This window comes from Klebsiella sp. PK01, assembly GCF_057624675.1.
This window is the reverse complement of the sequence record NZ_JBYEZM010000004.1, coordinates 136,347-162,101: the sequence shown is the minus strand read 5'-3', so window position 1 is coordinate 162,101 and position 25,755 is coordinate 136,347. Positions and strand designations below refer to the sequence as shown.

General features: G+C 56.5%; 23 protein-coding genes. 7 read left to right on the top strand and 16 right to left on the bottom strand.

The annotated features are described in order from the left end of the window. Positions 1–15 precede the first annotated feature (15 nt). Both tgt and queA read right to left on the bottom strand, forming a co-directional pair. Positions 16–1,143: a tRNA guanosine(34) transglycosylase Tgt gene (tgt, locus tag AC22LX_RS13985; RefSeq protein WP_015368001.1), complete on the bottom strand. Its 1,128-nt coding sequence runs from the start codon at positions 1,141–1,143 to the stop codon at positions 16–18. A gap of 108 nt (positions 1,144–1,251) precedes the next feature. Further along, positions 1,252–2,316 (bottom strand): tRNA preQ1(34) S-adenosylmethionine ribosyltransferase-isomerase QueA, encoded by a 1,065-nt coding sequence (gene queA, locus AC22LX_RS13980; protein ID WP_487334028.1) that lies wholly within the window; start codon positions 2,314–2,316, stop codon positions 1,252–1,254. Positions 2,317–2,466: 150 nt separating this feature from the next. On the opposite strand from queA, the gene acpH reads away from it, so the two are divergent. After that, positions 2,467–3,048, top strand: a complete 582-nt coding sequence (acpH, locus tag AC22LX_RS13975; protein ID WP_045390931.1) for an ACP phosphodiesterase — start codon at positions 2,467–2,469, stop codon at positions 3,046–3,048. A gap of 169 nt (positions 3,049–3,217) precedes the next feature. After that, positions 3,218–3,820, top strand: coding sequence for a peroxiredoxin (locus AC22LX_RS13970; RefSeq protein WP_015368004.1), 603 nt, complete (start codon positions 3,218–3,220; stop codon positions 3,818–3,820). A gap of 102 nt (positions 3,821–3,922) precedes the next feature. On the opposite strand, the gene AC22LX_RS13965 is transcribed toward AC22LX_RS13970, so the two are convergent. The 3 genes from AC22LX_RS13965 to AC22LX_RS13955 form a co-directional block, all read right to left on the bottom strand. Then, positions 3,923–5,791 carry an amidohydrolase gene (locus tag AC22LX_RS13965; RefSeq protein WP_047044530.1) on the bottom strand — a complete coding sequence of 623 codons (1,869 nt, stop codon included), beginning with the start codon at positions 5,789–5,791 and terminating at the stop codon, positions 3,923–3,925. A gap of 25 nt (positions 5,792–5,816) precedes the next feature. Beyond that, positions 5,817–6,362, bottom strand: a complete 546-nt coding sequence (locus AC22LX_RS13960; RefSeq protein ID WP_045390938.1) for an antibiotic biosynthesis monooxygenase — start codon at positions 6,360–6,362, stop codon at positions 5,817–5,819. A 183-nt stretch (positions 6,363–6,545) separates the two neighbouring features. Next, entirely contained in the window at positions 6,546–7,187 is a 642-nt protein-coding gene (locus AC22LX_RS13955) for a hydrolase (protein ID WP_045390940.1), read from the bottom strand. A 277-nt stretch (positions 7,188–7,464) separates the two neighbouring features. Between AC22LX_RS13955 and AC22LX_RS13950 the strand changes: the two genes are divergently transcribed. Next, a complete protein-coding gene (locus AC22LX_RS13950; protein WP_045390943.1) occupies positions 7,465–8,367 on the top strand; it encodes a LysR family transcriptional regulator in 903 nt (300 codons plus the stop codon). Here the strand turns inward: AC22LX_RS13950 and malZ are convergent. From malZ to phoB, 5 genes are all read right to left on the bottom strand, one after another. Next, on the bottom strand, positions 8,364–10,181 hold the full coding sequence (gene malZ / locus AC22LX_RS13945) for a maltodextrin glucosidase (RefSeq protein ID WP_047044533.1): 1,818 nt from the start codon (positions 10,179–10,181) through the stop codon (positions 8,364–8,366). The genes AC22LX_RS13950 and malZ overlap by 4 nt on opposite strands. Before the next feature lie 147 nt (positions 10,182–10,328). Next, on the bottom strand, positions 10,329–11,702 hold the full coding sequence (proY, locus tag AC22LX_RS13940; RefSeq protein ID WP_045390949.1) for a proline-specific permease ProY: 1,374 nt from the start codon (positions 11,700–11,702) through the stop codon (positions 10,329–10,331). 123 nt (positions 11,703–11,825) lie between these two features. After that, entirely contained in the window at positions 11,826–13,145 is a 1,320-nt protein-coding gene (gene brnQ / locus AC22LX_RS13935) for a branched-chain amino acid transporter carrier protein BrnQ (RefSeq protein WP_015368011.1), read from the bottom strand. A 412-nt stretch (positions 13,146–13,557) separates the two neighbouring features. Further along, positions 13,558–14,853 carry a phosphate regulon sensor histidine kinase PhoR gene (gene phoR, locus AC22LX_RS13930; protein WP_045390952.1) on the bottom strand — a complete coding sequence of 432 codons (1,296 nt, stop codon included), beginning with the start codon at positions 14,851–14,853 and terminating at the stop codon, positions 13,558–13,560. Positions 14,854–14,874: 21 nt separating this feature from the next. Next, complete coding sequence (gene phoB / locus AC22LX_RS13925) at positions 14,875–15,564, bottom strand: phosphate response regulator transcription factor PhoB (protein WP_004099401.1); 690 nt, start codon at positions 15,562–15,564, stop codon at positions 14,875–14,877. Positions 15,565–15,783: 219 nt separating this feature from the next. Between phoB and sbcD the strand changes: the two genes are divergently transcribed. Together sbcD and sbcC are read left to right on the top strand one after the other, a co-directional pair. Beyond that, positions 15,784–16,986: an exonuclease subunit SbcD gene (sbcD, locus tag AC22LX_RS13920; RefSeq protein ID WP_047050741.1), complete on the top strand. Its 1,203-nt coding sequence runs from the start codon at positions 15,784–15,786 to the stop codon at positions 16,984–16,986. Further along, positions 16,983–20,117 carry an exonuclease subunit SbcC gene (gene sbcC / locus AC22LX_RS13915; RefSeq protein WP_213292738.1) on the top strand — a complete coding sequence of 1,045 codons (3,135 nt, stop codon included), beginning with the start codon at positions 16,983–16,985 and terminating at the stop codon, positions 20,115–20,117. Before sbcD ends, sbcC begins: the two co-directional genes overlap by 4 nt. 51 nt (positions 20,118–20,168) lie before the next feature. Here the strand turns inward: sbcC and mak are convergent, their stop codons facing one another. Next, positions 20,169–21,074, bottom strand: a complete 906-nt coding sequence (gene mak / locus AC22LX_RS13910; RefSeq protein ID WP_213292739.1) for a fructokinase — start codon at positions 21,072–21,074, stop codon at positions 20,169–20,171. A gap of 91 nt (positions 21,075–21,165) precedes the next feature. Here mak and rdgC point away from each other — a divergent pair, with 91 nt between their 5' ends. Next, the gene (gene rdgC, locus AC22LX_RS13905) at positions 21,166–22,077 is read left to right on the top strand and encodes a recombination-associated protein RdgC (protein WP_049061870.1); all 912 of its coding nucleotides are present in this window, start codon (positions 21,166–21,168) and stop codon (positions 22,075–22,077) included. A 54-nt stretch (positions 22,078–22,131) separates the two neighbouring features. Here rdgC and ppnP read toward each other — a convergent pair whose 3' ends face one another. The 4 genes from ppnP to aroL all read right to left on the bottom strand — a co-directional run bounded on the left by ppnP (position 22,132) and on the right by aroL (position 24,220). After that, complete coding sequence (gene ppnP, locus AC22LX_RS13900; protein WP_015368017.1) at positions 22,132–22,416, bottom strand: pyrimidine/purine nucleoside phosphorylase; 285 nt, start codon at positions 22,414–22,416, stop codon at positions 22,132–22,134. 87 nt (positions 22,417–22,503) lie between these two features. After that, positions 22,504–23,181: an AroM family protein gene (locus AC22LX_RS13895; RefSeq protein ID WP_015704547.1), complete on the bottom strand. Its 678-nt coding sequence runs from the start codon at positions 23,179–23,181 to the stop codon at positions 22,504–22,506. Between the two features lie 251 nt (positions 23,182–23,432). After that, the gene (locus tag AC22LX_RS13890) at positions 23,433–23,624 is read right to left on the bottom strand and encodes a YaiA family protein (protein ID WP_015368019.1); all 192 of its coding nucleotides are present in this window, start codon (positions 23,622–23,624) and stop codon (positions 23,433–23,435) included. A 71-nt stretch (positions 23,625–23,695) separates the two neighbouring features. Further along, complete coding sequence (aroL, locus tag AC22LX_RS13885; protein ID WP_032707531.1) at positions 23,696–24,220, bottom strand: shikimate kinase AroL; 525 nt, start codon at positions 24,218–24,220, stop codon at positions 23,696–23,698. Positions 24,221–24,554: 334 nt separating this feature from the next. Here aroL and AC22LX_RS13880 point away from each other — a divergent pair, with 334 nt between their 5' ends. Beyond that, positions 24,555–25,262, top strand: coding sequence for a DUF2076 domain-containing protein (locus AC22LX_RS13880; protein ID WP_063447732.1), 708 nt, complete (start codon positions 24,555–24,557; stop codon positions 25,260–25,262). Here AC22LX_RS13880 and AC22LX_RS13875 read toward each other — a convergent pair. After that, positions 25,259–25,717: a YaiI/YqxD family protein gene (locus tag AC22LX_RS13875; RefSeq protein ID WP_015368022.1), complete on the bottom strand. Its 459-nt coding sequence runs from the start codon at positions 25,715–25,717 to the stop codon at positions 25,259–25,261. The genes AC22LX_RS13880 and AC22LX_RS13875 overlap by 4 nt on opposite strands. Between the last annotated feature and the right edge of the window lie 38 nt (positions 25,718–25,755).

Here is a 25,755-nt window from a genome sequence, read left to right as displayed (position 1 = left end):
CCCTCATTATTAAAATTAATCAACGTTCAAAGGAGGAACGGAACGCCCCTGACGTTGGTAAAAATCGGTCACGAAGCTCTCTAATTTACCCTCTTCGATAGCCTTGCGTAAACCAGCCATTAAACGCTGATAGTAGCGCAGGTTATGAATGGTATTGAGGCGCGCACCCAATATTTCGTTGCAACGATCAAGATGATGCAAGTAAGCACGTGAATAATTGCGACACGTATAGCAATCGCACTCGGCATCCAGCGGCGATGTATCGCTTTTATGCTTCGCGTTGCGGATTTTCACTACGCCATCGGTCACGAACAGATGGCCGTTACGCGCGTTGCGCGTCGGCATAACGCAGTCAAACATATCGATGCCGCGACGTACCCCTTCCACCAGGTCTTCCGGTTTCCCGACGCCCATCAGGTATCGCGGTTTATCTGCCGGGATCTGCGGGCAAACGTGCTCCAGGATACGGTGCATGTCTTCCTTCGGCTCGCCGACAGCCAAACCGCCGACAGCGTAGCCATCAAAGCCAATCTCTACCAGACCTTTCACCGAGATATCTCGTAAATCTTCGTAAACGCTGCCCTGAATGATGCCAAAGAGCGCGTTTTTGTTGCCGAGGCCATCGAAACGGTCGCGGCTGCGCTTGGCCCAGCGCAGAGACATTTCCATCGAACGCTTAGCGTAATCCCAGTCCGCCGGGTACGGCGTACATTCGTCGAAGATCATCACGATATCGGAACCGAGATCGTACTGAATCTCCATCGATTTTTCCGGATCGAGGAAAATCGGATCGCCGTTGATCGGATTGCGGAAATGCACGCCCTGTTCGGTGATCTTACGGATATCGCCAAGGCTGAAGACCTGGAAGCCGCCGGAATCGGTGAGGATCGGCCCTTTCCACTGCATGAAATCATGCAGGTCGCCGTGCAGCTTCATGATTTCCTGGCCCGGGCGCAGCCACAGGTGGAAGGTGTTGCCGAGGATGATTTGCGCGCCGGTGGCTTCAACTTCTTCCGGCGTCATCCCTTTGACGGTGCCGTAGGTGCCAACGGGCATGAAGGCTGGCGTTTCAACCACACCGCGATCAAACACCAAACGGCCGCGACGCGCGCGGCCATCGGTGGTATCAAGTTCAAATTTCATCATTGCTCCTGCGTCAGAAAAACAGTCCGACGTTTAAATACTCGCCACGGAATGATTCCGTGGCTAAAAAATGCGTCAAGGCGTCAGAAAGCCGGCGTGCCGGCCTTTTTAGGGACGCTCAGAAATAGCCTGCGGATTGTACGTGATAAACATCGCGTCCCCGTAGCTAAAAAAGCGATATTTTTGTTCTACCGCAGCCTTATAGGCGTTCATGGTGTGCTGATAGCCAGCGAAAGCGGAGACCAGCATAATCAGTGTGGATTCAGGGAGATGGAAGTTAGTCACCAGCGCATCGATGACTTTGTACTGATATCCCGGATAGATAAAGATCTGCGTATCGGCAAAGAACGGCTCAATCAGGCCATTTTTAGCCGCCTGCGCCGCGCTTTCCAGCGAACGCACGGAAGTGGTGCCGACGGCGATGACGCGGTTGCCGCGCGCTTTCGCCGCCAGAACCGCATCGACCACATCCTGCGGCACTTCCGCATACTCAGAGTGCATGATGTGCTCTTCGATGCTGTCAACGCGCACCGGCTGGAAGGTCCCCGCGCCAACGTGCAGTGTCACAAACGCCATCTCGATGCCTTTCGCGCGCAGTTTTTCCAGCAGCGGATCGTCAAAATGCAGGCCGGCGGTCGGCGCGGCGACCGCGCCCGGCTTGGTGCCGTATACCGTCTGGTACAGCTCGCGATCGGCGTCTTCGTCCGGGCGGTCGATATACGGCGGCAGCGGCATATGACCGATGCTGTTCAGGATATCGAGCACCGGGCGCTCATCGTTGAATTCAACTTCAAACAGCGCGCCGTGGCGCGCCAGCATCGTGGCGTTAATGCTCTCGTCATCGCCTAACAGCAGCTCCGCCCCCGGCTTCGGCGCTTTAGAGGCGCGAATATGTGCCAGAATACGTTTATCGTCCAGCATGCGCTCGACCAGCACTTCAATCTTGCCGCCGCTGGCTTTACGGCCAAACAGACGCGCCGGGATCACCCGGGTATTGTTAAAGACCAGCAAATCGCCAGGGTTGAGCTTATCGAGCAGATCGGTGAAAGTACCGTGCGTCAGCGCGCCCGTCGGCCCGTCCAGCGACAGCAAGCGGCAGCCACTGCGCTCCGGCTGCGGATAGTGAGCAATCAGGGATTCAGGTAATTCAAAGGAAAAATCGGTAACGCGCATGACGATGACTCAGACTAAATAAAGAGGCGGGTAGTCTAGTGCCGGGCGGGTCTTCCTGCAACCGTTACCCTATTCAACGCTGGATATAATAGCGGAATACCATGATTAACCAGCAAGAACGCCATGACCCTGTGAAGGATTGAAGTTGATATGAATTTTCTCGCGCATTTACACCTCGCCCATCTTGCGGATAGCTCGCTGCCGGGCAACCTGCTGGCCGATTTTGTCCGCGGTAACCCGCAGGGCGAGTATCCTGAGGATGTGGTTGACGGCATTTATATGCATCGGCGTATAGATGTAATGACCGACAATCTGGCGGAAGTTAAAACGGCGCGCGAATGGTTTCGCCCCGAGACCCGCCGGGTCGCGCCGATTTCCCTCGACGTGATGTGGGACCATTTCCTGTCGCATCACTGGGCGCAGCTGTCGCCGGATCTGCCGCTAAACGAGTTCGTGCGCTACGCCCACGCGCAGGTGGCGCAAATTCTGCCGGATTCGCCGCCGCGCTTTGTTAATCTCAACGAATATATGTGGTCCGAACGCTGGCTGGAACGTTATCAGGATATGGAATTCATTCAGCGCGTCCTGAACGGTATGGCCAGCCGCCGCCCGCGCCTCGATGCGCTGCGTGATTCATGGTACGACCTTGATAACCACTATGGGCAACTGGAACAGCAATTCTGGCGTTTTTATCCGCGAATGATGGACCAGGCGAAAAAGAGAACGCTGTAAAACCTTGCGCTTTCTCACAAAACGATTATTCTGAAAGCGCTATTGAATAATTATCAATAGGTAAAATCTATCTCATCGATTGTCAGCGCCGCATTGAGTTCCTGCCCGCCTCTGCCTATACTGGCCCGCGTTGCGTTCCAATTAACCTTAGTAATAACAGGAGAATCATATGGTTCTGGTTACTCGTCAGGCTCCGGACTTTACCGCTGCAGCAGTATTAGGTAACGGCGAAATCGTTGAGAAATTCAACTTCAAACAGCACACCAACGGTAAAGCTACCGTCCTGTTCTTCTGGCCAATGGACTTCACTTTCGTTTGCCCGTCTGAACTGATCGCTTTCGACAAGCGCTATGAAGAATTCCAGAAACGCGGCGTAGAAGTGGTTGGCGTTTCCTTTGACTCCGAGTTCGTTCACAACGCATGGCGTAACACTCCGGTAGACCAGGGCGGTATCGGCCCGGTTAAATACGCGATGGTTGCCGACATCAAACGTGAAATTCAGAAAGCATACGGCATCGAGCATCCGGACGAAGGCGTTGCGCTGCGCGGTTCCTTCCTGATCGACGCTAACGGCATCGTTCGCCACCAGGTTGTTAACGACCTGCCGCTGGGCCGTAACATCGACGAAATGCTGCGTATGGTTGACGCGCTGCAGTTCCACGAAGAGCACGGTGAAGTTTGCCCGGCTCAGTGGGAAAAAGGAAAAGAAGGTATGGCCGCTTCTCCGGAAGGCGTAGCTAAATACCTGACCGAGAACGTATCCAGCCTGTAATCGGCTAGACGTTTCCATAAAAAGGCTCGCAAATGCGAGCCTTTTTTGTGCCTGTTATATTCGCTGTACGCCCGGTAAGCGCAGTGCCACCGGGCAAAAGTATCAGAACGCGAAGCAAGAACAGCCTAATACGCCCCAGAAAGCCTGCTCATCCGCCACCGGAATCGACGACTTGCGCGCAATATCATGCTGATGTCCATGCACGCCGCAGCTGCCGCAGCACTGGTGCATCTGCACCACCGCGCCAATCTTCGCGGCCGCAGGCGGCGCCGAGCGATAATGCCCTGGCACTTTTACCACCGGCGACCACTCCGGCAATACCGGAATTGGCGGCGGCGCCAGCGGCGAGAAATGGCCGGCCGCGTACACCACCTTGCCATCAACGATGGTCAATACCGACTCAATACCTTTGATTTCCTCTTCCGCAACGCTGAAGTAGTCTTTTGACAGCACCACCAGGTCAGCCAGTTGCCCTTTCTCAATGCGTCCTTTTTTACCCTGCTCGCTGGAGAACCACGCGCTACCGGCGGTCCATAGCTCAAGGGCGACGTCGCGCGGCAGACGGTTGTTATCATCGTACATCGCCATGCCGCCGACGGTACGCCCGGAAACCAGCCAGTACAGCGCGGTCCATGGGTTATAACTGGCGACGCGGGTCGCATCGGTACCCAGCCCTACCGGTACGTCCAGTTCCAGCATTTTCGCCACCGGCGGCGTATGTTTCACCGCCTCTTTGCCGTAGCGGTCGACAAAATACTCGCCCTGGAAGGCCATCCGGTGCTGCACCGCGATACCGCCGCCTAACGCCTTCACGCGTTCAATATTACGTTCGGTGATGGTCTCGGCGTGGTCGAAGAACCAGTGCAGTCCGTTAAATGGAATATCGCGGTTCACCTTCTCGAACACATCCAGCATTCGGCTAATCGACTCATCGTAGGTGGCATGCAGACGGAACGGCCAGCGATGTTCCACCAGATGACGAACCACCCGCTCCAGCTCATCCTCCATGCCTTGCGGCAGATCCGGCCGCGGCTGCAGGAAATCTTCAAAATCCGCCGCCGAGAAGACCAGCATTTCACCAGCGCCGTTGGCACGATAGAAATCGGTGCCCTGCCCCGGCTTCAGCATATCGGTCCAGCGCTCGAAATCGTCCAGCTCCTGCTTCGGCCGCTGGGTAAAGAGGTTGTAGGCGATACGAACGGTCATCTGCTCTTTGGCGTGCAGTTGCTCGATAATTTCGTAATCTTCCGGGTAGTTCTGGAAACCACCGCCGGCATCGATGGCGCTGGTTAATCCTAAACGGTTCAGTTCGCGCATAAACTGGCGCGTTGAGTTGACCTGCAGATCCAGCGGCAGCTTCGGTCCTTTGGCCAGCGTGGCATACAGGATCATGGCATTAGGTTTGGCGATCAGCATCCCGGTCGGGTTGCCGTTGTTATCGCGAACGATCTCGCCGCCCGCCGGGTCCGGCGTCTCTTTGGTATAGCCAACGGCTTTCAGCGCCGCGCGGTTAAGCAGCGCGCGATCGTACAGATGCAGCACGAATACCGGGGTATCAGGCGCCGCTTCATTCAGCTCTTCCAGCGTCGGCATGCGGCGTTCGGCAAACTGGAATTCGCTCCAGCCGCCGACTACCCTCACCCACTGCGGCGACGGCGTGCGATCGGCCTGATCTTTTAGCATACGCAGCGCATCCGCCAGCGATGGCACGCCTTCCCAGCGCAGCTCGAGGTTATAGTTCAGGCCGCCGCGAATCAGATGCAGGTGGGAGTCGTTAAGACCCGGGATCACCGTATGGCCTTTAAGATCGACAATTTGCGTCCCCTCGGCGGCGAACGTCATTATTCGATCGTGGCTTCCGGTCGCGAGAATTTTTCCCTCGGCGATGGCCACGGCTTCCGCCAGTGGGTTCGCGCGATCGAGCGTATGAATCTGACCGTGGGTCAGAATCAGTGTGGCAGTTTGCGACATAACACACTCCTTTAAGCTGGTTGAGCTAGTTTTTTTTCAACCAGCCGGCAAAAAGACGGGTCACGATTGGCATCCACAGCCAGACCACCAACGCGACCACCAGGGCATCGTTAATCAGATGCAGTAACAAGCTTCCCCGTAACTCCGGTAGCGCCATGCCGGTCAACCACGGCACCAGGTTGGTACTCGGGAAGATGACCAGCAGGGTTATCAGAAACTGTTTCCAGCGCAGCGGCTGGCGAATGTTGGCAGCAGGCGGGGTAAACCAGAACGCCGGTTCGGTGCGGATTTCGGTACGATCGCCATCGTTGAGATACGGCGCGATTTCCGCGACTAATTCACGACGGGTTTCCGACTGCGTCCAGGCGTAGAGATGTTCAATGGTGTCGAAGCGAATAATCACGCTCCAGAGATTTTGCCCGGCTGCCGGACGGATCACGTTGGCGCCGAGATGGCCGGGAAACTCCGCCGCAACCGGCATGATTTTCCCCAACCATGCTTCATACCGCTGGCCGTTTTGCGGATCGAGATGATGGCTGATGACCAGCGTCACTGATTTCTGTTGCGCCATTAAGTATTCCTTGCTTCAGGGAATGGCGGGATTTCCCCCGCCATCAGCCATAAATGACAATACACAAAATCATTCATGCCGCATTGAGGCGGCAAGATTGCCCTTCCCCGGGAGCTGACATCAGTCAGTGACCGGGGCGGGCAAACGAAGCCAACAAAGAGGCAGCTTGCAGGGTGAAGTGTTTTAGGCTTTACGTTCCGGCGCGCCGTGCACCATGGTATAAGCATAATCCACGCCCATACCGTAGGCGCCGCTATGTTCGCGAACCAGATCCATCACCGCGTCGTAAGTCTCTTTACGTGACCAGTCGCGCTGGTACTCCAGCAGAACCTGCTGCCAGGTCACCGGCACGGCGCCGGCCTGCACCATACGGTCGATGGCGCGCTCGTGAGCGTCAACGGAGGTACCACCGGAGGTATCGGTTACCACGTACACTTCATAACCTGCTTCCAGCGCCATCAGCGCCGGGAAAGTCAGGCACACTTCGGTCCACAGCGCGGAAATAATCAGTTTTTTACGTCCAGTGGCTTTTACCGCATTAACAAAACCGGCGTCTTCCCAGGAGTTCATAGAAGTACGTTCAATCGGTTTCACTTCAGGATGAACCGCCAGCAGTTCTGGCCAGATATAGCCGCTGAAGCTTTTGGTTTCGACAGAGGTATAAATAACCGGAACGTTAAAAATCTTACCCGCTTTGGCCAACGCGACGGTGTTATTTTTCAGCGTCTGGCGATCGATATTGGCCACACCAAAAGCCATTTGCGGCTGGTGGTCAATAAAAATAAGGGTGGAATTAGACGGATCAATCAGTTCACGAATAGACATAACACATCCTATTAATCAATTAGTTAGGAAGATAATACACTGCCGTTGTGCTGTGCTGATTGTGGCCAATAACGCATGATGAGTATAGTCAGTAATTTCTAACGAGTTATTAAAGAATTCTTTCCGTTTTAATTCACTTGAGTAAAAATAATGGCCGTTTGAATATTTAAATAAAGCTAATCAAAAAATTACGGGAAACTGTTCTAATTTATTCACTGGAATTGAACATGGCCCTTCGGTAAAACAACGTTATTATTAGACTGACGGATCGAAACTAATGCGTTTAAACCTTGATGTACTTTTGATTCTTGATGCTCTGGATAGACATGGCTCGTTCGCGCTGGCGGCCGAGTCGCTATTTAAAACCCCCGCCGCGCTGAGCTACATGATCCAAAAACTGGAAAGCGATCTAAACATCAGTCTGCTGGATCGTTCCGGACACCGGGCGAAATTTACCGATACCGGTAAAATGATGCTGGAAAAGGGGCGCCTGCTGCTCAATGCCGCCAACGATCTGGAAAAACAGGCGCAGCTGCTGAGTTCCGGCTGGGAGCGGGATCTGGCGATTGCGCTGGACGACTCTTTTCCTTTCCAGGCCCTATTGCCGCTGATTGAAAAGTTTTACGCGCAATATCCGCAAACCCGCCTCAACTTTACCCACCATACCCTGGCAGGCTCGTGGGAAGAGCTGACTCACAACGGCGCGGATATTATTCTTGGGGCGATTAACGAACCGCCGACTTCAGCGGAATGGTCGTGGAAAATGCTCGGCGCGATGGACAACGTGTTCGTTGTCGCGCCCGGCCACCCGCTGGCGGAAACGACCCAACCGCTGACCAACAAACAGCTTAGCCTGCATCGCGCGGTGGTTATTAGCGATAGCGCCCGCTACTGTCATCCATTGAACAGCAACCTGCTCGATGAGCAGGAGCAAATCCGGGTCGATGATTTCGCCACCAAAGTCGCGCTCCTGCGCGCCGGTTTGGGGTGCGGATTCCTGCCCCGCCACATCGCCCGCCCGTGGCTGGAGAGCGGTGAGTTGCTGGAGAAACCGGTGATTTCGAGCCGTGAGAAAGATATTACCTATATGGCCTGGCGTAGCGGCAATAACGGTCTGGCTCAGCGCTGGTGGCGAGAAGCTATTCTCGAAGACAGCTGTCTGAGCCAGCTCTACCGTTAACGGCTACACCAGACGCTAGCGGAAATCGCGGGCAGACTCAGCACATCATCGTGCATGTCGCCCGCGCCTTCTTTACGCTGCCACGTTTTCCCCTCCAGCAACGGCGATGCGTCGATTACCACCTCGCAGGCGTGACCGCGGTTTATCGCCACCAGCACCCGCTGCTGTTTATAAACGCGAACAAAGACCACCACGTTATCTTCCGCATAGATGACCTGGCAGCCGCCGTAGCGCAGCGCCTGATGCCCCTTACGCAAGGTGGTCATACGTTTATATAACGCCAACAAGGTTTCATCCTGCAGTGCCGGATCCCATGGGAAGGGTTTACGGCAGAAGGGATCGTTGTTGCCATCGACGCCGACTTCATCACCATAGTAAATACACGGAACGCCCGGCCAGCAGAACAGCCAGACCACCGCCAGCGGCAGTCGCGCCACATCTTTACCCAGCAAGGATTTGAAACGCGCGGTATCGTGGCTATCCAGTTGGTTAAACATCCGCAATTGCTGCTGATGCGACAGTCCGGCGCGATAGTTGTCCATCCACGCCATACAGGTCTGCGCATCGATGTGCTGCGGATCGTAGGAGATATCGGTATTAGCGAGGAACCCCCACAGCGGGAAGGTAAAACCGCGATAGTTCATCGCCGCATCTTCGGCATCAGCCTGCAGCCACTGGCGCGCATCGCCGAAATGTTCGCCGAATACAAAAGCCTCCGCCTGCTCCCGCTTCGCCGCCTGGGTGATACCGGCAATATGGCGCAGGTTGTTGCGCGCGCCGCCATCTTCGCCCAGCATATGCACCACGTCCAGCCGCCAGCCGTCCATACTCCACGGCGCTTTTAACCAGTGGCGCACCACGCTGTCTTCGCCAGCATAGATTTCATTAACCAGGCTCGATGAACGGTAGTCAAGTTTTGGCAGACTGGCGTAACCCAGCCAGTTATGCGCTACCCCGTCCGGGGAAAAATTAAACCACTCACGCCACGGTGAATCCGGCCGATGGCAGGCGCCGTTACTCGTCTGCTGGTGGCGATCGAACCACGGGTGCGAGTCACCGGTATGGTTAAACACGCCGTCGAGGATCAGCCGCATCCCTTCACGCTGCGTATTGTGGCGCAGGCGCAGCAGCGCGGCATCGCCACCGAACTGCGGATCGACACGGCGGTAATCAGCGGTATCGTATTTATGTACGCTGGGCGCGACGAATACTGGGTTGAGATACAGCGCGGTCACGCCAAGCTGCTTCAGATAAGGAAGCTTCTCGCTAATACCGTCGAGATCGCCGCCATAAAAGGTCGAACCGCCCGCCTCGCCGGTTAACGGCTCATCCCACGCTTTTAGCACAATATCCTGGCCGGCCGCATGGTGGTAATAAACCTGGTCCTGCCCGGCTTCTCGCGCCTCGCTACGGGCGAAACGGTCGGGGAAAATTTGATAAAAGACCTGATCGGCGACCCACTGCGGGCCGCTATCCGGCACATCAACCGCAAACTGCTCCAGCCGTGCGGGCGGAAAACGCTGAAAACCCTGCGGCGTAAACCACAGCTGACGGTCCGCCCACAGCAGCTTAAAGCTATAGCGGCGGCGCGGCTGGCCGTTCGTCAGGTTGATCTCCCCACGCCAGGCGACGACATCGGCGTGTGGGGATTGGCGCAGGCGCTGCATGGGCAACGACAGCTCTTCATTGTCTTCTTCCGCGCGCAGCGTAATGCGCTGCGGCATTGTTTCGCCGCTTAGCCACAATGTGATAACGAGTCGTTCCTGCTGCTCTTTAATAAAAGGAGCAACCGGCAGGTGCCAGGCCTTCAACATCATCATTCCTCTTTTTGCGTAATGGCCACACCTTGCCACAGAGAACCGGCGTATAACTCATCATCAATAGAATAATTGGGGGAGGAGAAAGGAGGAGGATGTGATTTTTCCGGGCCGCGGCAAAGCCGGACCCGGAAGAGCGGAGAATTACTGCGCCTGGGCTAACTGACGGTCGCGGCGGGTCTTAATTTTCCAGCCAACGAGCAGCAGCGCGATCCACGCAAAGCCGACGTACAGCGATATGCGGGTATCCGGATGGTAGCCGATAAGCGCGATGATAAAGACCAGGAACAGCAGGCCGACCACGGTGGTGGCCACGCCGCCCGGCACTTTAAACTTCAGCGCCTTAACCTCTTCCGGCGACAGGCGACGACGGAAAGCGATTTGCGACAGCAGGATCATAATCCACACCCACACCGTGGCGAAGGTCGCCAGCGAGGCAATCACCAGGAAGACGTTTTCCGGCATGATGTAGTTGAGATAGACCGCAAACAGCAGCGCCACGGTCATCACCAGCACCGTCACCCATGGCGTACCGCGACGCGACGTTTTGGCGAATACCTTCGGCGCGCTCCCCTGTTCGGCCATTCCGTGCAGCATACGACCAACGCCGAATACGTCGCTGTTAATCGCCGACAACGAGGCGGTTAACACCACGAAGTTCAGGATGCCGGCGGCAAAGGTAATTCCCATATGCTGGAAGGTCAACACGAACGGGCTGCCGTTAGTCCCCACCAGGTTCCAGGGATAGATAGACATAATGACGAACAGCGTCCCCACGTAGAACACCAGGATACGCATCGGCACCGAATTAATCGCCCGCGGAATGGATTTTTCCGGATCCTTCGCTTCACCGGCGGTGATACCGATAATCTCAATTCCTCCGTAGGCGAACATCACCATCTGCAGCGACATCACCATCCCCAGCCAGCCGTTACTGAAGAAGCCGCCGTTACTCCATAAGTTATGAATCCCGGTGGGCTGACCGCCGTTGCCAATACCCCAGATGATGATGCCGAAACCGGCGAGGATCATGATGATAATCGTGGCGACTTTAAAGAATGAGAACCAGAACTCCAGTTCGCCGAACACCTTCACGCTCATCAGATTGACGGCGCAGATAATCAGCACCACGCTCAGTACCCATATCCAGTGCGGCACCGTCGGGAACCAGACGCCCATATAGATACCGAAGGCGGTCACGTCGGCAATCGCGACGATCAGGATTTCAAAACAATAGGTCCAGCCGGTGATATAGCCGGCCAGCCCGCCGAGGTTCTCCTGCGCATAACGCGAGAAAGAGCTGGCGGAAGGGTTATGCACCGACATTTCGCCCAGCGCGCGCATGATGATATACGCCGCCACGCCGCCGATAATGTATGCCAACAATACGCTCGGCCCCGCCATTTTAATGGCGTCAGCCGAACCATAGAACAGGCCGGTACCAATAGCGGAACCAAGGGCCATAAAGCGAATGTGCCGGGTACTTAGCCCGCGCTTAAGCTTGTTACTACTTTCCATCGTGTTCCATGCCGTTTTTCTCGTTTGTGCTTTGCGGGGGCAAAACGCAAAAGGGAATGACCAAAAAAACAAAAAACCACGGGACCTTAAGTCCCGTGGTTAAACACCTGCGTAAAGCGTCGGTTAGTGGGCTTTTGAGACCACCGGGCTACCCGCTGCGCGATCGATGATCGCGGCCAGCACAGCCATCACCGCGGTTGGCAGCAACCATGCCAGACCTTGCGCTGCCAGCGGCAGGCTCGCGGTCCATTGCGGCAGGATATCTGCGAACGCCGATGCTTTAACACCGTCAATGATACCAAACATCAGGCTGATAAACATTGCCGGCGCGATAACGCGGGAGGAATTATGCCACCAACCGCGGGTAAAGCTTAATACCACCAGTGCGATACACGGCGGATAAATAGCGGTTAACACCGGAATCGAGATCTGAATCAGATGGCTGAGCCCCAGGTTAGAAACCGCCATGGAGAACAGGCCGAGAATAAACACCAGCGAACGATACGACAGCGGCAGATACTGCGCGAAGAACTCAGCGCAGGCGCAGGTCAGGCCAACCGCGGTGACCAGACAGGCGATAAATATCAATGCCGCCAGCAGGAAGCTGCCCGCGCCGCCGAAGGTATGCTGCACGTAGGAGTGCAGAATAGCCGCGCCGTTTGCCGACTGATCGACCAGCGTCGCGCTATCGGAACCCAGGCGGAACAGCGCCAGGTACAGCAGCGTCAGGCCCACGCCGGCCATCAGACCAGCCCAGACGGTGTAGCGAGTCAGCAATCGGGCTTCGCTAACGCCGCGGGAACGCGCGGCATTGACGATAACGATACCGAAGACCATCGCCCCCAGCGTGTCCATGGTCAGATAGCCATTGACGAAACCATTAGAGAACGGCGCGGTACGATAGGCTTCCATCGCGTCGCTAATCGGGCCAGCCGGCCAGATAACCGCGGCCACCGCGAGCACGACCAGGGCGATAATTTTCAGCGGCGCCAGGAAATTGCCGACGGTATCCAGCAGTTTGCCCGGATAGAGGGAAACCAGAATCACCAGCGCGAAATAGATAACGCTATAGATAAGCAGCGGCAGCGCGCCGTCGCCGGTCAGCGGAGCAATCCCCACTTCAAATGAAACGGTGGCGGTACGCGGGGTCGCGAACAGCGGCCCAACCGCCAGGTAGCACACCACGGCCAGCAGAATGCCCGCAACTTTGCCGATTGGCGAGCTCAGACGCTCAACGCCGCCGCCGACTTTCGCCAGCGCGACTACCGTTAGCACCGGCAAACCCACGGCGGTAATCAGGAAGCCAATGGCTGCGGTCCAGACGTGTTCGCCGGCCTGTAAGCCAACCATCGGAGGGAAGATAATGTTGCCTGCGCCAACGAACAGCGCGAAGGTCATAAAGCCCAGCGCGATGATGTCGCGAGATTTTAACTGATGGGTCATAAATTCATTACTGCCTGTGGATGTGGTGTTGTAAAAACGGAAAAATACCGTGCCTTCCTTTCGGGATGATACAGCGGCCATTGCCTGTAAACTCAGCGAGATATGCTCTCGAAGCGGCGTGGAAAAGAATTGTTTTTTGAATTACCACGCAAAAGCAGTCTTACCGGGACTGCATAGGGGGCAATTTAAACGCTTATAACGTTTTAAAGCAAGGTGGGATCGTAAAACCAGATGATTATGCTAACTATGATTTTGAACCTGGATTAATTGACCATAACGACGCAAAACGCGTGGCTAATCATGCGAACAATAAATAACCAGGCGTTCGTTTAATACGCAACGTAAAGTTGACTGCAAATGAAAATGACCAGCCGAAGCTGGTCATTGGCAAGGAAAGCTGACAAACGCCGCGTCAGGCGACATTTTTGGCAATTAAACGTTCCGGCAGCAGGAAGCTAAAGCGCGTTCCCTTCCCGACCGTACTTTCGATTTCCAGGCGGCTTTCGTGATGGCTGACCGCGTGTTTCACGATAGCCAGCCCTAAACCGCTGCCGCCGGTTTGCCGGGAGCGCGCCTTGTCGACGCGGTAGAACCGCTCGGTTAGCCGGGGTAGATGCTCAGGCGCAATGCCCGGGCCGTTATCCTCAACGCTAAACAGCGCGCCGTGCGGCGCCCGCTGCCAGACGACGCGGATCTCGGTTCCCGCTGGCGTATGGTTTACGGCGTTGTACACCAGATTGGAAATCGCGCTGCGCAACTGCTCTTCGTTACCCATCACCTGGAGCGTTTCGTCGACGCTAAAGTGCAACTGATGCTTACCCTGGCTTAGCGTTTGCGCCTCGCGCTCAACCACCCGCAGCATCATCGGGACGTCGATTTTATCGTTCATCGCCAGCACCGGCGCGGCTTCAATACGCGAGAGCGTCAGCAACTGCTTCACCAACCCTTCCATCCGCTGCGTTTGCTCACGCATGGTATGCAGGGCTTTTTCCCGCGTCGGCCCTTCCAGCACCTGCTCCTGCATCATCTCGAGATAACCCTGCAGTACGGTGAGCGGCGTGCGCAGCTCGTGGCTGACGTTGGCGAAAAAGTTACGCCGCGCGCCTTCCAACTGGTGCATTTGCGTGACATCGCGCGCCACCATCAACCACTGTTTATCGCTATAAGGCATCACGCGAATTTCCAGATGACGGGCGTTATTGAGCACCAGATTAAGGGGCTTGGTGAAATCACGGTTTTTCAGATAGTTAGCAAACTCTGGGTAGCGCAGCAGGTTGAGGATATTCTGCCCGCTATCGTCCGGCCAGCGTAGATTAAGGATTTGTTGCGCCAGGCCATTACACCAGAAGATGGCGCCCTCTTCGGTGGTCAGCACCACCGCATCGGGTAAGGATTCCGCCCCGCTGCGAAAGCGCTTGATAAGGCTTCCCAGCTCGCGGCGACGTTTTTTATTACGCATCTGCATTTGATGCAGACCATACAGCAGCGGTTCCCAACTGCCGCTTCCCGGCGGCGGCGTCATACTGCGATCGACCCACAACCACCATGACAGACGTAACAAATTCCAGAAATGCCAAATAAGCAACCCGGTCACCGCCGCCAGTAAAAACCACGGCAGATGACCGAAAAACGCCCCGAGGATCAGGGCCGGGATACAACATAAGAAAAGCTCAAGCGCCAGCCTTTTCCATGACAGCCGTTCCAGCACGGGTCACACTCCTGTCAAAATTCAGAAACGGGCGGAGAAACGATATCCCGTGCCGCGAACCGTCTGTACCATTCGGTCATGGCCGCTATGTTCCAGCGCTTTGCGCAGGCGGCGAATATGCACATCCACCGTCCGGTCTTCAACGTAAACGTTGGTTCCCCAAACGTGATTCAGCAGCTGTTCACGGCTGTATACGCGTTCCGGGTGGGTCATAAAGAAGTGTAATAATTTAAACTCGGTCGGCCCCATATCCAGCGGATTTTCACCGGTCATGACGCGATGCGAGGAAGGATCCAGGCTCAGCCCCTGCATCTCAATCACCTCTTCAACCGCCATTGGCGAAATACGCCGCATCACCGCCTTAATTCGCGCCACCAGCTCCTTCGGCGAAAACGGCTTGGTAATATAATCATCCGCGCCGGTTTCCAGACCGCGAACGCGATCTTCTTCTTCGCCGCGCGCCGTCAGCATCACCACCGGAATATCGCGGGTCATCGCTTCGCGCTTAAGCTGTTTAATAAACTGTAGCCCCGATCCGCCCGGCAACATCCAGTCGAGGAGAATCAAATCGGGCCAGGGTTCATTGAGTTGATTCACCGCACTGTCAAAATCTTCCGCCTCAACGGGCTGAAAGCCGTTTTGCTCCAGAACAAAGCAGACCATTTCGCGGATTGGAGCTTCATCTTCAACGACCAGAATTCTTCTCGCCATTATTTACCCTGTGTTTTTTAGCCATCAGTATAGAAGTGCGCGGCCATTATGCGTCAGATTTGTGACAGATTTATGAAAAAATGACCGTCTGATGAATGCGGATTTTGAATGATGACACGCACTTAACGCATCCTGTCTCGCCGTAATAGGGCAAAAGGAATACGGGCGGCAGGATCAACGTTATAATGGCCGCCTGGCTTTTATCGCAACGGAATTTTTATGCGCATCCTTCATACCTCCGACTGGCACCTCGGCCAGAACTTCTACAGCAAAAGCCGCGCGGACGAACACGCCGCCTTTCTCGACTGGCTGCTGGAACGCGCGCAGGAATACGAGGTGGATGCCATTATCGTCGCCGGCGATATTTTTGATACCGGCTCTCCGCCGAGCTACGCCCGCGAACTGTATAACCGTTTTGTCGTTCAGCTGCAGCAAACCGGCTGCCAGTTGGTGGTGCTGGCGGGCAACCACGATTCGGTGGCGACGTTAAACGAGTCGCGCGAAATACTCGCCTTCCTGAAAACCACCGTGGTCGCCAACGCCGGCCACGCGCCCTTTATCTTGCCGCGGCGCGACGGCGCGCCCGGCGCGGTCTTCTGCCCGGTGCCGTTTTTGCGCCCGCGCGAACTGGTGGTCAGCCAGGCTGGCCACTCCAGCGGCGAAAAACAGCAGCAGTTGCTCACCGCCATCAGCGACTACTATCAGCAGCAATATCAGCAGGCCTGCGATCTGCGCGGCGAACGGGCACTACCGATTATTGCCAGCGGCCACCTCACCACCGTCGGCGCCAGCAAAAGCGACGCGGTCCGTGAAATCTATATCGGTACCCTCGACGCCTTCCCGGCCAACCGCTTTCCGCCCGCCGATTACATCGCGCTCGGCCATATTCATCGCGCCCAGTTGGTTGGCGGCTGCGAGCATATTCGCTACAGCGGTTCGCCGCTGCCGCTGAGTTTTGATGAAACCGGAAAAAACAAAAGCGTTAATCTGGTCTCATTCAGGGAGGGCAAGCTCAGCGAGGTGACGCCGCTGCCGGTGCCGATCACCCAGCCGCTGGCGGTACTGAAAGGCGATTTCGCCAGCATCACCGAACAGCTTCAGCAGTGGCAGGATAGCGCGCAGCAGCCGCCGGTCTGGCTGGATATCGAAATCACCAGCGATGAATATCTGCACGATATCCAAAGAAAAATTCAGCAGCAGACCGAATCGCTGCCGGTGGAAGTGCTGCTGGTGCGCCGCAGTCGCGCCCAGCGTGAACGCATTCTGGCCGGCGTTCAGCGAGAAACGCTGAGCGAACTGCAGGTGGAAGAGGTGTTTGCCCGCCGCCTGGCGCTGGAAACTCTTGATGCTCCACAGCAACTGCGGCTGGAGCAACTGTTTACGGAAACGCTGCATAGCCTGAACGGTGAGGAACACCTGTGAGAATCCTGAGCCTACGTCTGAAAAACCTTAACTCGCTGAAAGGCGAATGGAAAATCGACTTTACCGCTGAACCATTCGCCAGCAATGGGTTATTCGCGATTACCGGGCCGACCGGCGCCGGGAAAACCACCCTGTTAGATGCCATCTGTCTCGCGCTGTACCACGAAACGCCGCGCCTGAGCAGCGTATCGCAATCGCAAAACGATCTGATGACCCGCGACACCGCCGAGTGCCTGGCGGAAGTTGAATTTGAGGTCCGGGGCACCGCCTATCGCGCCTTCTGGAGCCAGAACCGCGCCCGCAACCAGCCGGATGGCAATCTACAGGCGCCGCGCGTTGAGCTGGCGCGCTGCGACGACGGTAAAATTCTTGCCGACAAGGTCAAAGACAAACTGGAGCTGACGGCATCAATTACCGGCCTCGACTATGGGCGCTTTACCCGTTCAATGCTGCTTTCGCAGGGACAATTCGCCGCTTTCCTCAATGCCAAACCGAAAGAGCGCGCCGAGCTGCTGGAAGAGCTGACCGGGACTGAAATTTACGGGCAAATTTCCGCGCAGGTCTTTGAAAAACATAAACTCGCCCGCATTGAGCTGGAAAAGCTGCAGGCGCAGGCCTCCGGCGTCGTACTGTTAAATGATGAGCAGCAGCAGGCGTTACAGCAAAGTTTGCAAGTACTTACTGCTGAAGAACAGCAGCAGCTTGCCGAACAGACCCGCCAGCAAAATGCCCTACAGTGGCTACGCCGCCGTCAGGAGCTAAACGCGGAAGCCACCCAGGCGCAGGCCGCTTTACAGCAGGCGTTACTGGCGCAGGAAGCCGCCGCGCCGCAGCTGGCGGCGCTACAAACCGCGCAGCCGGCAGAGCAACTGCGACCATTATGGTCGCGGCTGCAGGAACACAGTACCGCGCTGGCGCAAACCCGCCGTCAGGTTGAGGAAGTAAATACTCGCTTACAGGACAGCCTGCGCCGTCGCGCCGGGATCCGCCTGGCAGCCCAACAACGTCTGGCTCAACTAGAATCCAGCCAGCAATCGTTGCATGAGTGGCTTAAAGCGCACGAGCGATTCCTGCAGTGGAGTACGGCGCTGGCAGGCTGGAAAGCCACCTTCCAGCAGCTTAACCGCGACGCTCAGCAAGAGTTGACGCTACAGCAGCGCCTGCAGGATGCCAGCCGTAAGCTCGGCGAATTGCCGGCCACCGCGCTAACCCTCGACGCGCAGCAGGTCAGCCGCGAGCTGGCACAGCATGCCGCCGCCCGCCCGCTGCGCCAGCAGCTCTCAACCCTCCATCGCCAGCTGCAGCCGCTGTTCCTGCGTCTGCAGCAGCTACAGAGCGCGGAAAACGCCTCACAGCAGGAAAAAGAGAAGCTTGAAGCCGCGCTACAACAGCGCCGCCAGGCGTGGAAGGAAAAAAATCAACAGCTCAGCGATGTAAAAGCCATCTGCGAACTGGAAGCGCGTATCGCCGGGCTGGAAGCCGAGCGCGCCCGCCTGCAGCCAGGCGCGCCTTGTCCACTGTGCGGTTCCGAACATCATCCGGCGGTGGCGGAATACCAGGCGCTGGTGCCCGGCATCAACCAAACCCGCCGCGACGCGCTGGATCGGGAAGTGCGACAGCTGGCGGAAGAAGGCGCGCAGCTGCGCGGCCAGCTTGAAGCGTTGCTTAAACAACAGCAAAAAGACGCTGACGAGAAAACATCGCTTCTGCAGCAGGAGCAAGCGCTCACCTCTCAATGGCAAGCCACCCTCGCGGAATTAGCGATCGCGCTAACGCCGCAGGATGATATTGCCGGCTGGCTTGATAGCCAACAGCAGCATGAACAGCAGCTGTATCAGCATCAACAACGACTGGCCTGGCAGGCGCAACAGCAGGAGAGCCAGCAGCAGCTCCAGCAGTTACAGCAGGATCTCGAACAGCGCCGTCGCGCGCTGCAGGCGGAACTGGAGGTTTATTCCCTGGCGCTTCCGCCTGCCGCGGAGGCTAACGACTGGCTGGCCCAGCGCGAAGCCGAGACCCACAGCTGGCAGGCGAAACAAAATGAAGCCGCCGCGCTGCAGGAGCAACGCCAGCAGCTAACGCCGCTGCTTGAGACGCTGCCCGAGTCAACGGAAACCGTCGTTCCCGCGCCGCTGGAGGGCTGGCGGCAGGTGCATGATGATTGCCTGGCGCTACAGAGCCAGTGGCAAACGCTGGGCCAGCAGGAAAGCCAGCAGCAGGCGCAGGTGAAGGAAAGCGAAAAGCAGTTTACCGCCGCGCTGGCCGCCAGCCCGTTTGCCGACCAAACGGCCTTTCTTGCCGCTTTGCTTGACGAGGCTAGCCGCCAGCGGCTGGAACAACTCAAGCAGACGCTGGAAAAAGAAGTTCAGCAGAACCAAACGCTGGCCCTGCGGGCGCAGGCGTCGCTTGAACGCCATCAGCAACAGCCGCCCGGCGATATTGATATCAACCAGCCGCTGGAGCAGCGAGAGAATAGGCTGGAGCAACTGGCGCGCCAGTTGCGGGAAAACAGCGCCCGTCAGGGTGAGATCCGCCAGCAGTTGAAGCAAAACAGCGATAACCAACAGCGCCAGCAATCATTACGCCAGCAGATGGAACAAGCAGCGCAGCAGGTCGAAGACTGGGCCTGGCTGAATGCGCTCATTGGTTCAAAAGAGGGCGATAAGTTCCGTAAATTCGCCCAGGGGCTGACGCTGGATAATCTGGTGTGGCTGGCTAACCAGCAGCTCAACCGCCTGCATGGTCGCTACTTGCTGCAACGCAAAGCCAGCGAGGCGCTGGAGCTGGAAGTGGTGGACACCTGGCAGGCCGACGCGGTGCGCGATACCCGCACGCTTTCCGGCGGCGAAAGCTTCCTTGTGAGCCTCGCGCTGGCGCTGGCGCTATCTGACCTGGTGAGCCATAAGACGCGAATTGATTCGCTCTTCCTTGATGAAGGATTCGGCACCCTGGATAGCGAAACGCTGGATACCGCGCTGGATGCGCTCGACGCGCTTAACGCCAGCGGCAAAGTTATTGGCGTGATTAGCCACGTCGAGGCGATGAAAGAACGCATCCCGGTGCAGATTAAAGTGAAAAAGATAAACGGTCTGGGATACAGCCGGTTGGAGAAAGCGTTTGCGGTGGAGTGAAGTCTTCTCCTCACCCTAACCCTCTCCCCACAGGGGGGAGAGGGAATGAGATTATAGCGGCCACAGCCATGCCGCGCCGCGTACGCCGCTGGAATCGCCATGCATCGCCTGGCGAATCGGCGTCTCGCATTCTCCGCCGAATACCCACTGTTTCATCAGCCCCGGAACCGTTTGATACAGACGTTCGACGTTGCTCATCCCGCCGCCTAACACAATGACATCCGGATCGAGGATATTCACCACGTGCGCCAGCGATTTCGCCAGCCGCTGCTCGTAGCGGCGCAGCGCCAGTTCGGCCTTTTCGTCACCTTCCCCCACCAGGCGCATAATCTCGCTGCCGGTTAACGGTTTTCCGCTTAGCCGCTGAAAGTCGGTGGCGAAACCGGTGCCGGAAATAAAGGTTTCAATACACCCCTGCTTGCCGCAATAACAAGGCACTTGCTGACGATAGCGCAGCTCATCTTCATCCATCCACGGCAGCGGGTTGTGTCCCCATTCGCCGGCTGTACCATTGCCGCCGATATGCGCGCGCCCGTTCAACGCCACTCCCGCGCCGCAGCCGGTACCGATAATGACCGCAAACACGGTTTGCGCCCCCGCGGCCGCGCCATCGACCGCTTCCGAAACCGCCAGGCAGTTAGCATCGTTGGCAAGCCGGACCTCACGATTGAGGCGCAGGCTGAGGTCTTTATCGAAGGGCTGGCCGTTCAGCCAGGTCGAGTTGGCGTTTTTCACCACCCCACTATATGGCGAAATCGAGCCGGGGATGCCCATACCGACGGTGCCGCGCTGCCCGGTCGCCTGCTCGGCCATCTCCACCAGCGAGGCAATGGTCTCGATGGTCTGGCGATAATCCTCCCGCGGGGTTGGCAAGCGGTGGCGAAATAACTGCTGGCCCTGCTCACTCAGGGCGATGACTTCTGTTTTTGTTCCACCTAAATCAATACCAATACGCACAGTCTGCTCCTCACCCCGATTAACAATGCAAGCATAGCGACAATTCGCTATCATGCCCGCCTGATTTAACGACAAAGCCGTGGAAATTATCATGCTGTGGTTCAAAAATTTAATGGTTTACCGTCTGAGCCGCGATATCGAATTGCGCGCCGAAGAGATGGAAAAACAGCTGGCCGAGCTGACATTTACCCCTTGTGGCAGCCAGGATATGGCGAAAACCGGTTGGGTATCGCCGATGGGATCGCACAGCGACGCGCTGACGCATACGGCAAACGGCCAGATCGTTATCTGCGCCCGTAAAGAAGAAAAGATCCTGCCGTCGCCGGTGATCAAACAGGCGCTGGAAGCGAAGATCCTCAAGCTCGAAGCCGATCAGGGCCGCAAGCTGAAGAAAACGGAAAAAGATTCGCTGAAAGATGAAGTGCTGCACTCGCTGCTGCCGCGCGCCTTTAGCCGCTTCAGCCAGACGATGATGTGGATCGATACCGTCAATGGCCTGATCATGGTGGACTGCGCCAGCGCGAAGAAAGCGGAAGATACGCTGGCGCTGCTGCGTAAAACGCTGGGCTCGCTGCCGGTGGTGCCGCTGACGCTGGAAAATCCGATCGAGCTGACGCTGACCGAATGGGTGCGCTCCGGTAGCGTGGCTCAGGGCTTCCAGCTGCTTGACGAAGCTGAATTGAAAGCGATGCTGGAAGATGGCGGCGTGATCCGCGCGAAGAAACAGGATCTGGTGAGCGATGAGATCGCCGTACATATCGAAGCGGGTAAAGTGGTCACCAAACTGGCGCTCGACTGGCAGCAGCGTATCCAGTTTATGATCTGCGACGACGCATCGATCAAACGTCTGAAGTTCTGCGACGAATTACGTGACCAGAATGAAGATATTGACCGCGAAGATTTTGCGCAGCGTTTTGACGCCGACTTTATCTTAATGACCGGCGAGCTGGCGGCATTGATCCAAAACCTGGTAGAAGGCCTCGGCGGCGAAGCTCAGCGCTAAGGCATCACCTTCCTGCCGGGCCCGGAAAGTGGACGCGGCAGGAAGGCGCTTAAATTACAGATAACGGCACAGGTAGGAAGTCGGTTCTGCCACCTGCAGGTGGAATTCGCTATTACCCGGCACGTTAAACACTTCACCTGCCGCGTACACCTTCCATTCCGTTTCCCCCGGTAACAGCACGTTCAACGCGCCGCTGACCACGGTCATCTCTTCCGGCTGGGCGGTGCCAAAGGCGTATTCACCCTCTGCCATCACCCCAACGCTGGCGCGGCCGGTACTGCTGCTGGTGAAGCCGATAGATTTCACTTTCCCTGAAAAATACTCATTGCTTTGAAGCATAAACAAGACCTTATCATCGTTGGTTGAAGCTTCAATATAGGGGGCGCTCCTTGCCCCTGTCACGCAAAATTAATCGATAACGTCAGGTTAAACTAATAGTTCTGCCGCCAGTCGCGAAACCAGCACATTTGACAATAATACCGGGACATCCAGCGCCTTTTGTAATACGTCGCGGTGATGCTGATGATAGCCAAGACAGTCGAGCACCAGTACATCCGCCCCCTGTTCGACTAAACCTCTTCCTGCATCCAGCAGATCGCTGTCGCTGCCGCCCATCGGGTTCGCCAGCGCATAGTAAGGCGTATTTTCTAAAGTGAGCCACTTTTGCCGCTGCAGGGGCAGGACTTCTTCAACGGGTACAATCACACCCACCTGATGGCCATCGACGATCGATGCCACCAGCGGCGGAATAATCCGTTCAGGCTCAAGAAGGATAGCGTTGTGCGTCGCAAGGCCGCTCAACTGTTCGGAACTGAGAAGAAGAATGACATCATATTCCTGCCGATCCAGCATCTCGATAACGCAGCGCAGATCGCGCTCCACCTTTTGGCGGGAGACTTCCACCAGTTGGTTGTCATTGAGTAAGGTCAGCAGCCCCTGGTCACCGGATTCCACGGCATAATCTTCCATAACGTCTTCACGCGTCATTTTACCTAACAGGCTAATATGGGTGATCTGCTCTTCCCTGATATGTTCGGTTAACAGCGGCAAAACTTCCGCCACCGGCGCCACGCCAATGGTCAAAATTGCCATCGTTGCACTCATATCATGTACCTTTTCACTACCACTGCTTCAATACAGGCTTTTCACACACGACATCCGCCCCCCTGGTGAGTAAAAATCAACCGTCGAGAAGCGTAGCAGCTCAGCGGCGCTGCGGAATGTAAAGATTCCAGAAGCTTCAGAGTCGCTCCTGAAAAATCCGTGTGTTAGGTATTCATTAGTACCATTGATGAATTAAAAATGTGAGCTGGGCCCGGTATTGCCATCTTCATGGCACAAACCGGGCCGGGGGATTATGTTTTTTCGGGATCTTCGTAGCGCCGTTTAGCGTCTAACGCTTCCTGCTCGGAGGGATGTTCGCTGATCAGCGAATCGGGTGTAGGGTAATCCGCACGCAGCTGATACCAGGTGACCGTCTGACCCGCGGCGCCTTTTTCGACGGCGACAACGCGTGCTTGTCTCGGATAAGGGGGTCTGTTTGGCATTGTTCTTCCTTTTTCGGCTGTCAGAACAATTAAGTATAGGCTCCGCTTTCCCCCCTGACCCAGGTAAAATCCTAACTTACCGTCACATCGCACAGCATGGTCATAATCTGTTCAACCACCGCGTCCGGCGTCGCGGTGGCGTCTACGGTATGATGGGCGGTTTCGCGGTACAGGGCTTCCCGCTGCGCCAACACTTCGCCGACTTCCTCGCGGACGGGCTTACCGGTCAGCGTTGGACGCTGTTCCGCCTGCGGGTATGCTTCCAGACGCTCAATTAAGGCGTTAACAGAAGCCTGCAGATAAATCACGATGCCGTTTTCACGCATAAACAGACGATTGCGTTCAGCGAGAATAATTCCTCCGCCGGTCGCAATAACCGTATCCGGCAGCGTAACGGCCTTCAGCGACAGCGTCTCCAGTTCACGAAAGCGTTCCCAGCCCTCTTTCTGCACGATTTCCGCTACCGTGCGTTTCTCATGCGCCTGCAAACGATGATCGGTATCGGAAAACTGGAAATGCAGCGCGCGCGCCAGGGCATGGCCGATCGTCGTTTTACCGCAGCCTCGCGGCCCGATGAGAAAAATTGGTTGTGTCATTACCGAAGACCCCCTGGTTCCGCGTGTCGCGGAGAAATAAAGGCGAAAAGTACGCCATGATACCTGCAAATGCCTGCCACGATAACCGTAAAATAATCGTTACATTTTTTAGGGAACCCTATTTACCACAGAGTTTGAATGGATTCCGCATGTAAACTTATCATTGCATTTAGTGTTATGCCAGCTTTACTTAAAGGCGAAGGATTATTTTTTATCCATTCTTTGCCGTAAACGGTAACACATTTCTGCACAGCTTTACGCTGCAACATATTTACAACACCGCCCGACCGTCGCACTCTGACGGTAAATGACCCGTGTGACAGAGGAATGTATCATGCAATCTGAAGAACAACGCCTTATTGATGGCCTGTTTTCCCGTTTAAAAGAGGCCGAGACGCACAGCGCATCGCGCGACGCCAGCGCCGAGGAGCGGATTGCCCAGCACGTAACCCAGCAGCCGGCGGCCCCGTACTATATGGCGCAAACTATCCTGATTCAGGAAGCGGCTATCAAACAACTTAACGACCGCATTCAGGCGCTGGAGGCTCAGGTTAGCCAGCTGCAGGCGGCAAAACCGAGCAGCGGCGGGTTCCTGTCGGGCCTGTTCGGCGGCGGCCAGTCCCGCGGCTCCGATCCGATTCCTGGGGCCGAGCAATATGGCCGCCCGCAGGCCAATAACGCGCAACCGCAGTATGCGCCGCAGCAAAACTATGCCCCGCAGGCGGCAGGCCGCAGCGGCGGCGGCTTTATGGCGGGCGCGCTACAAACCGCGGCCGGGGTGGCAGGCGGCGTAGTGTTGGGCAATATGCTGACCAATATGTTTAGTGGTTCACACCCGCAGGAGATTGTGAACATCATCGATGAACAGCAGCCGCAGCAGCAACAAGACGTCAGCCCGGCGCTGGATAATAACGCCCCCGAGGATCCGTTCCGCCAGCAGGACGATCCTTTCCTGGCGGACAACAACACCCTTGACTCCGATTTCGACGCCGGCTTCGGCAATGACGATGATTTCGGTAGCGATGACGACAGCTGGGTTTAATCCTGCTGACGTTTAACCGCAAGCAGCCACTTCTCCAGCTCGGCGGCGAATAACTGCCGATCGCGCTGCGATAAACTATCCGGGCCGCCGGTCTGTACGCCGCTGGCCCGCATCGTCTCCATAAAATCACGCATCGTCAGGCGCTCGCGAATGGTCGCCTCACTGTAGCGCTCGCCGCGCGGATTCAGCGCCGCCCCTCCTTTCGCCAGCACTTCCGCCGCCAGCGGGATGTCAGCGGTGATCACCAAATCGCCCGGTTCACAGAGACGGACAATCTCGTTATCGGCAACATCAAAACCCTGCGCCACCCTTAGCGCGCGGACGTAGCGCGACGGTGGAACCCGCAGCGACTGGTTGGCGACCAGCGTCAGCGGCGTCTGCGTGCGTTCGGCGGCGCGGAACAAAATTTCTTTAATGACATTCGGACACGCGTCCGCATCTACCCAAATCGCCATTTCGGCTCCTGTCGTCGGCAAAGGTTGCGACATTGTCG

Excerpts from the sequence above, each read along its gene's own strand:
- tgt (WP_015368001.1), bottom strand. The coding sequence starts at position 1,143 with ATGAAATTTGAACTTGATACCACCGATGGCCGCGCGCGTCGCGGCCGT.
- queA (WP_487334028.1), bottom strand. The coding sequence starts at position 2,316 with ATGCGCGTTACCGATTTTTCCTTTGAATTACCTGAATCCCTGATTGCT.
- acpH (WP_045390931.1), top strand. The coding sequence starts at position 2,467 with ATGAATTTTCTCGCGCATTTACACCTCGCCCATCTTGCGGATAGCTCG.
- AC22LX_RS13970 (WP_015368004.1), top strand. The coding sequence starts at position 3,218 with ATGGTTCTGGTTACTCGTCAGGCTCCGGACTTTACCGCTGCAGCAGTA.
- AC22LX_RS13965 (WP_047044530.1), bottom strand. The coding sequence starts at position 5,791 with ATGTCGCAAACTGCCACACTGATTCTGACCCACGGTCAGATTCATACG.
- AC22LX_RS13960 (WP_045390938.1), bottom strand. The coding sequence starts at position 6,362 with ATGGCGCAACAGAAATCAGTGACGCTGGTCATCAGCCATCATCTCGAT.
- AC22LX_RS13955 (WP_045390940.1), bottom strand. The coding sequence starts at position 7,187 with ATGTCTATTCGTGAACTGATTGATCCGTCTAATTCCACCCTTATTTTT.
- AC22LX_RS13950 (WP_045390943.1), top strand. The coding sequence starts at position 7,465 with ATGCGTTTAAACCTTGATGTACTTTTGATTCTTGATGCTCTGGATAGA.
- malZ (WP_047044533.1), bottom strand. The coding sequence starts at position 10,181 with ATGTTGAAGGCCTGGCACCTGCCGGTTGCTCCTTTTATTAAAGAGCAG.
- proY (WP_045390949.1), bottom strand. The coding sequence starts at position 11,702 with ATGGAAAGTAGTAACAAGCTTAAGCGCGGGCTAAGTACCCGGCACATT.
- brnQ (WP_015368011.1), bottom strand. The coding sequence starts at position 13,145 with ATGACCCATCAGTTAAAATCTCGCGACATCATCGCGCTGGGCTTTATG.
- phoB (WP_004099401.1), bottom strand. The coding sequence starts at position 15,564 with ATGGCGAGAAGAATTCTGGTCGTTGAAGATGAAGCTCCAATCCGCGAA.
- sbcD (WP_047050741.1), top strand. The coding sequence starts at position 15,784 with ATGCGCATCCTTCATACCTCCGACTGGCACCTCGGCCAGAACTTCTAC.
- rdgC (WP_049061870.1), top strand. The coding sequence starts at position 21,166 with ATGCTGTGGTTCAAAAATTTAATGGTTTACCGTCTGAGCCGCGATATC.
- ppnP (WP_015368017.1), bottom strand. The coding sequence starts at position 22,416 with ATGCTTCAAAGCAATGAGTATTTTTCAGGGAAAGTGAAATCTATCGGC.
- AC22LX_RS13895 (WP_015704547.1), bottom strand. The coding sequence starts at position 23,181 with ATGAGTGCAACGATGGCAATTTTGACCATTGGCGTGGCGCCGGTGGCG.
- AC22LX_RS13890 (WP_015368019.1), bottom strand. The coding sequence starts at position 23,624 with ATGCCAAACAGACCCCCTTATCCGAGACAAGCACGCGTTGTCGCCGTC.
- aroL (WP_032707531.1), bottom strand. The coding sequence starts at position 24,220 with ATGACACAACCAATTTTTCTCATCGGGCCGCGAGGCTGCGGTAAAACG.
- AC22LX_RS13880 (WP_063447732.1), top strand. The coding sequence starts at position 24,555 with ATGCAATCTGAAGAACAACGCCTTATTGATGGCCTGTTTTCCCGTTTA.
- AC22LX_RS13875 (WP_015368022.1), bottom strand. The coding sequence starts at position 25,717 with ATGGCGATTTGGGTAGATGCGGACGCGTGTCCGAATGTCATTAAAGAA.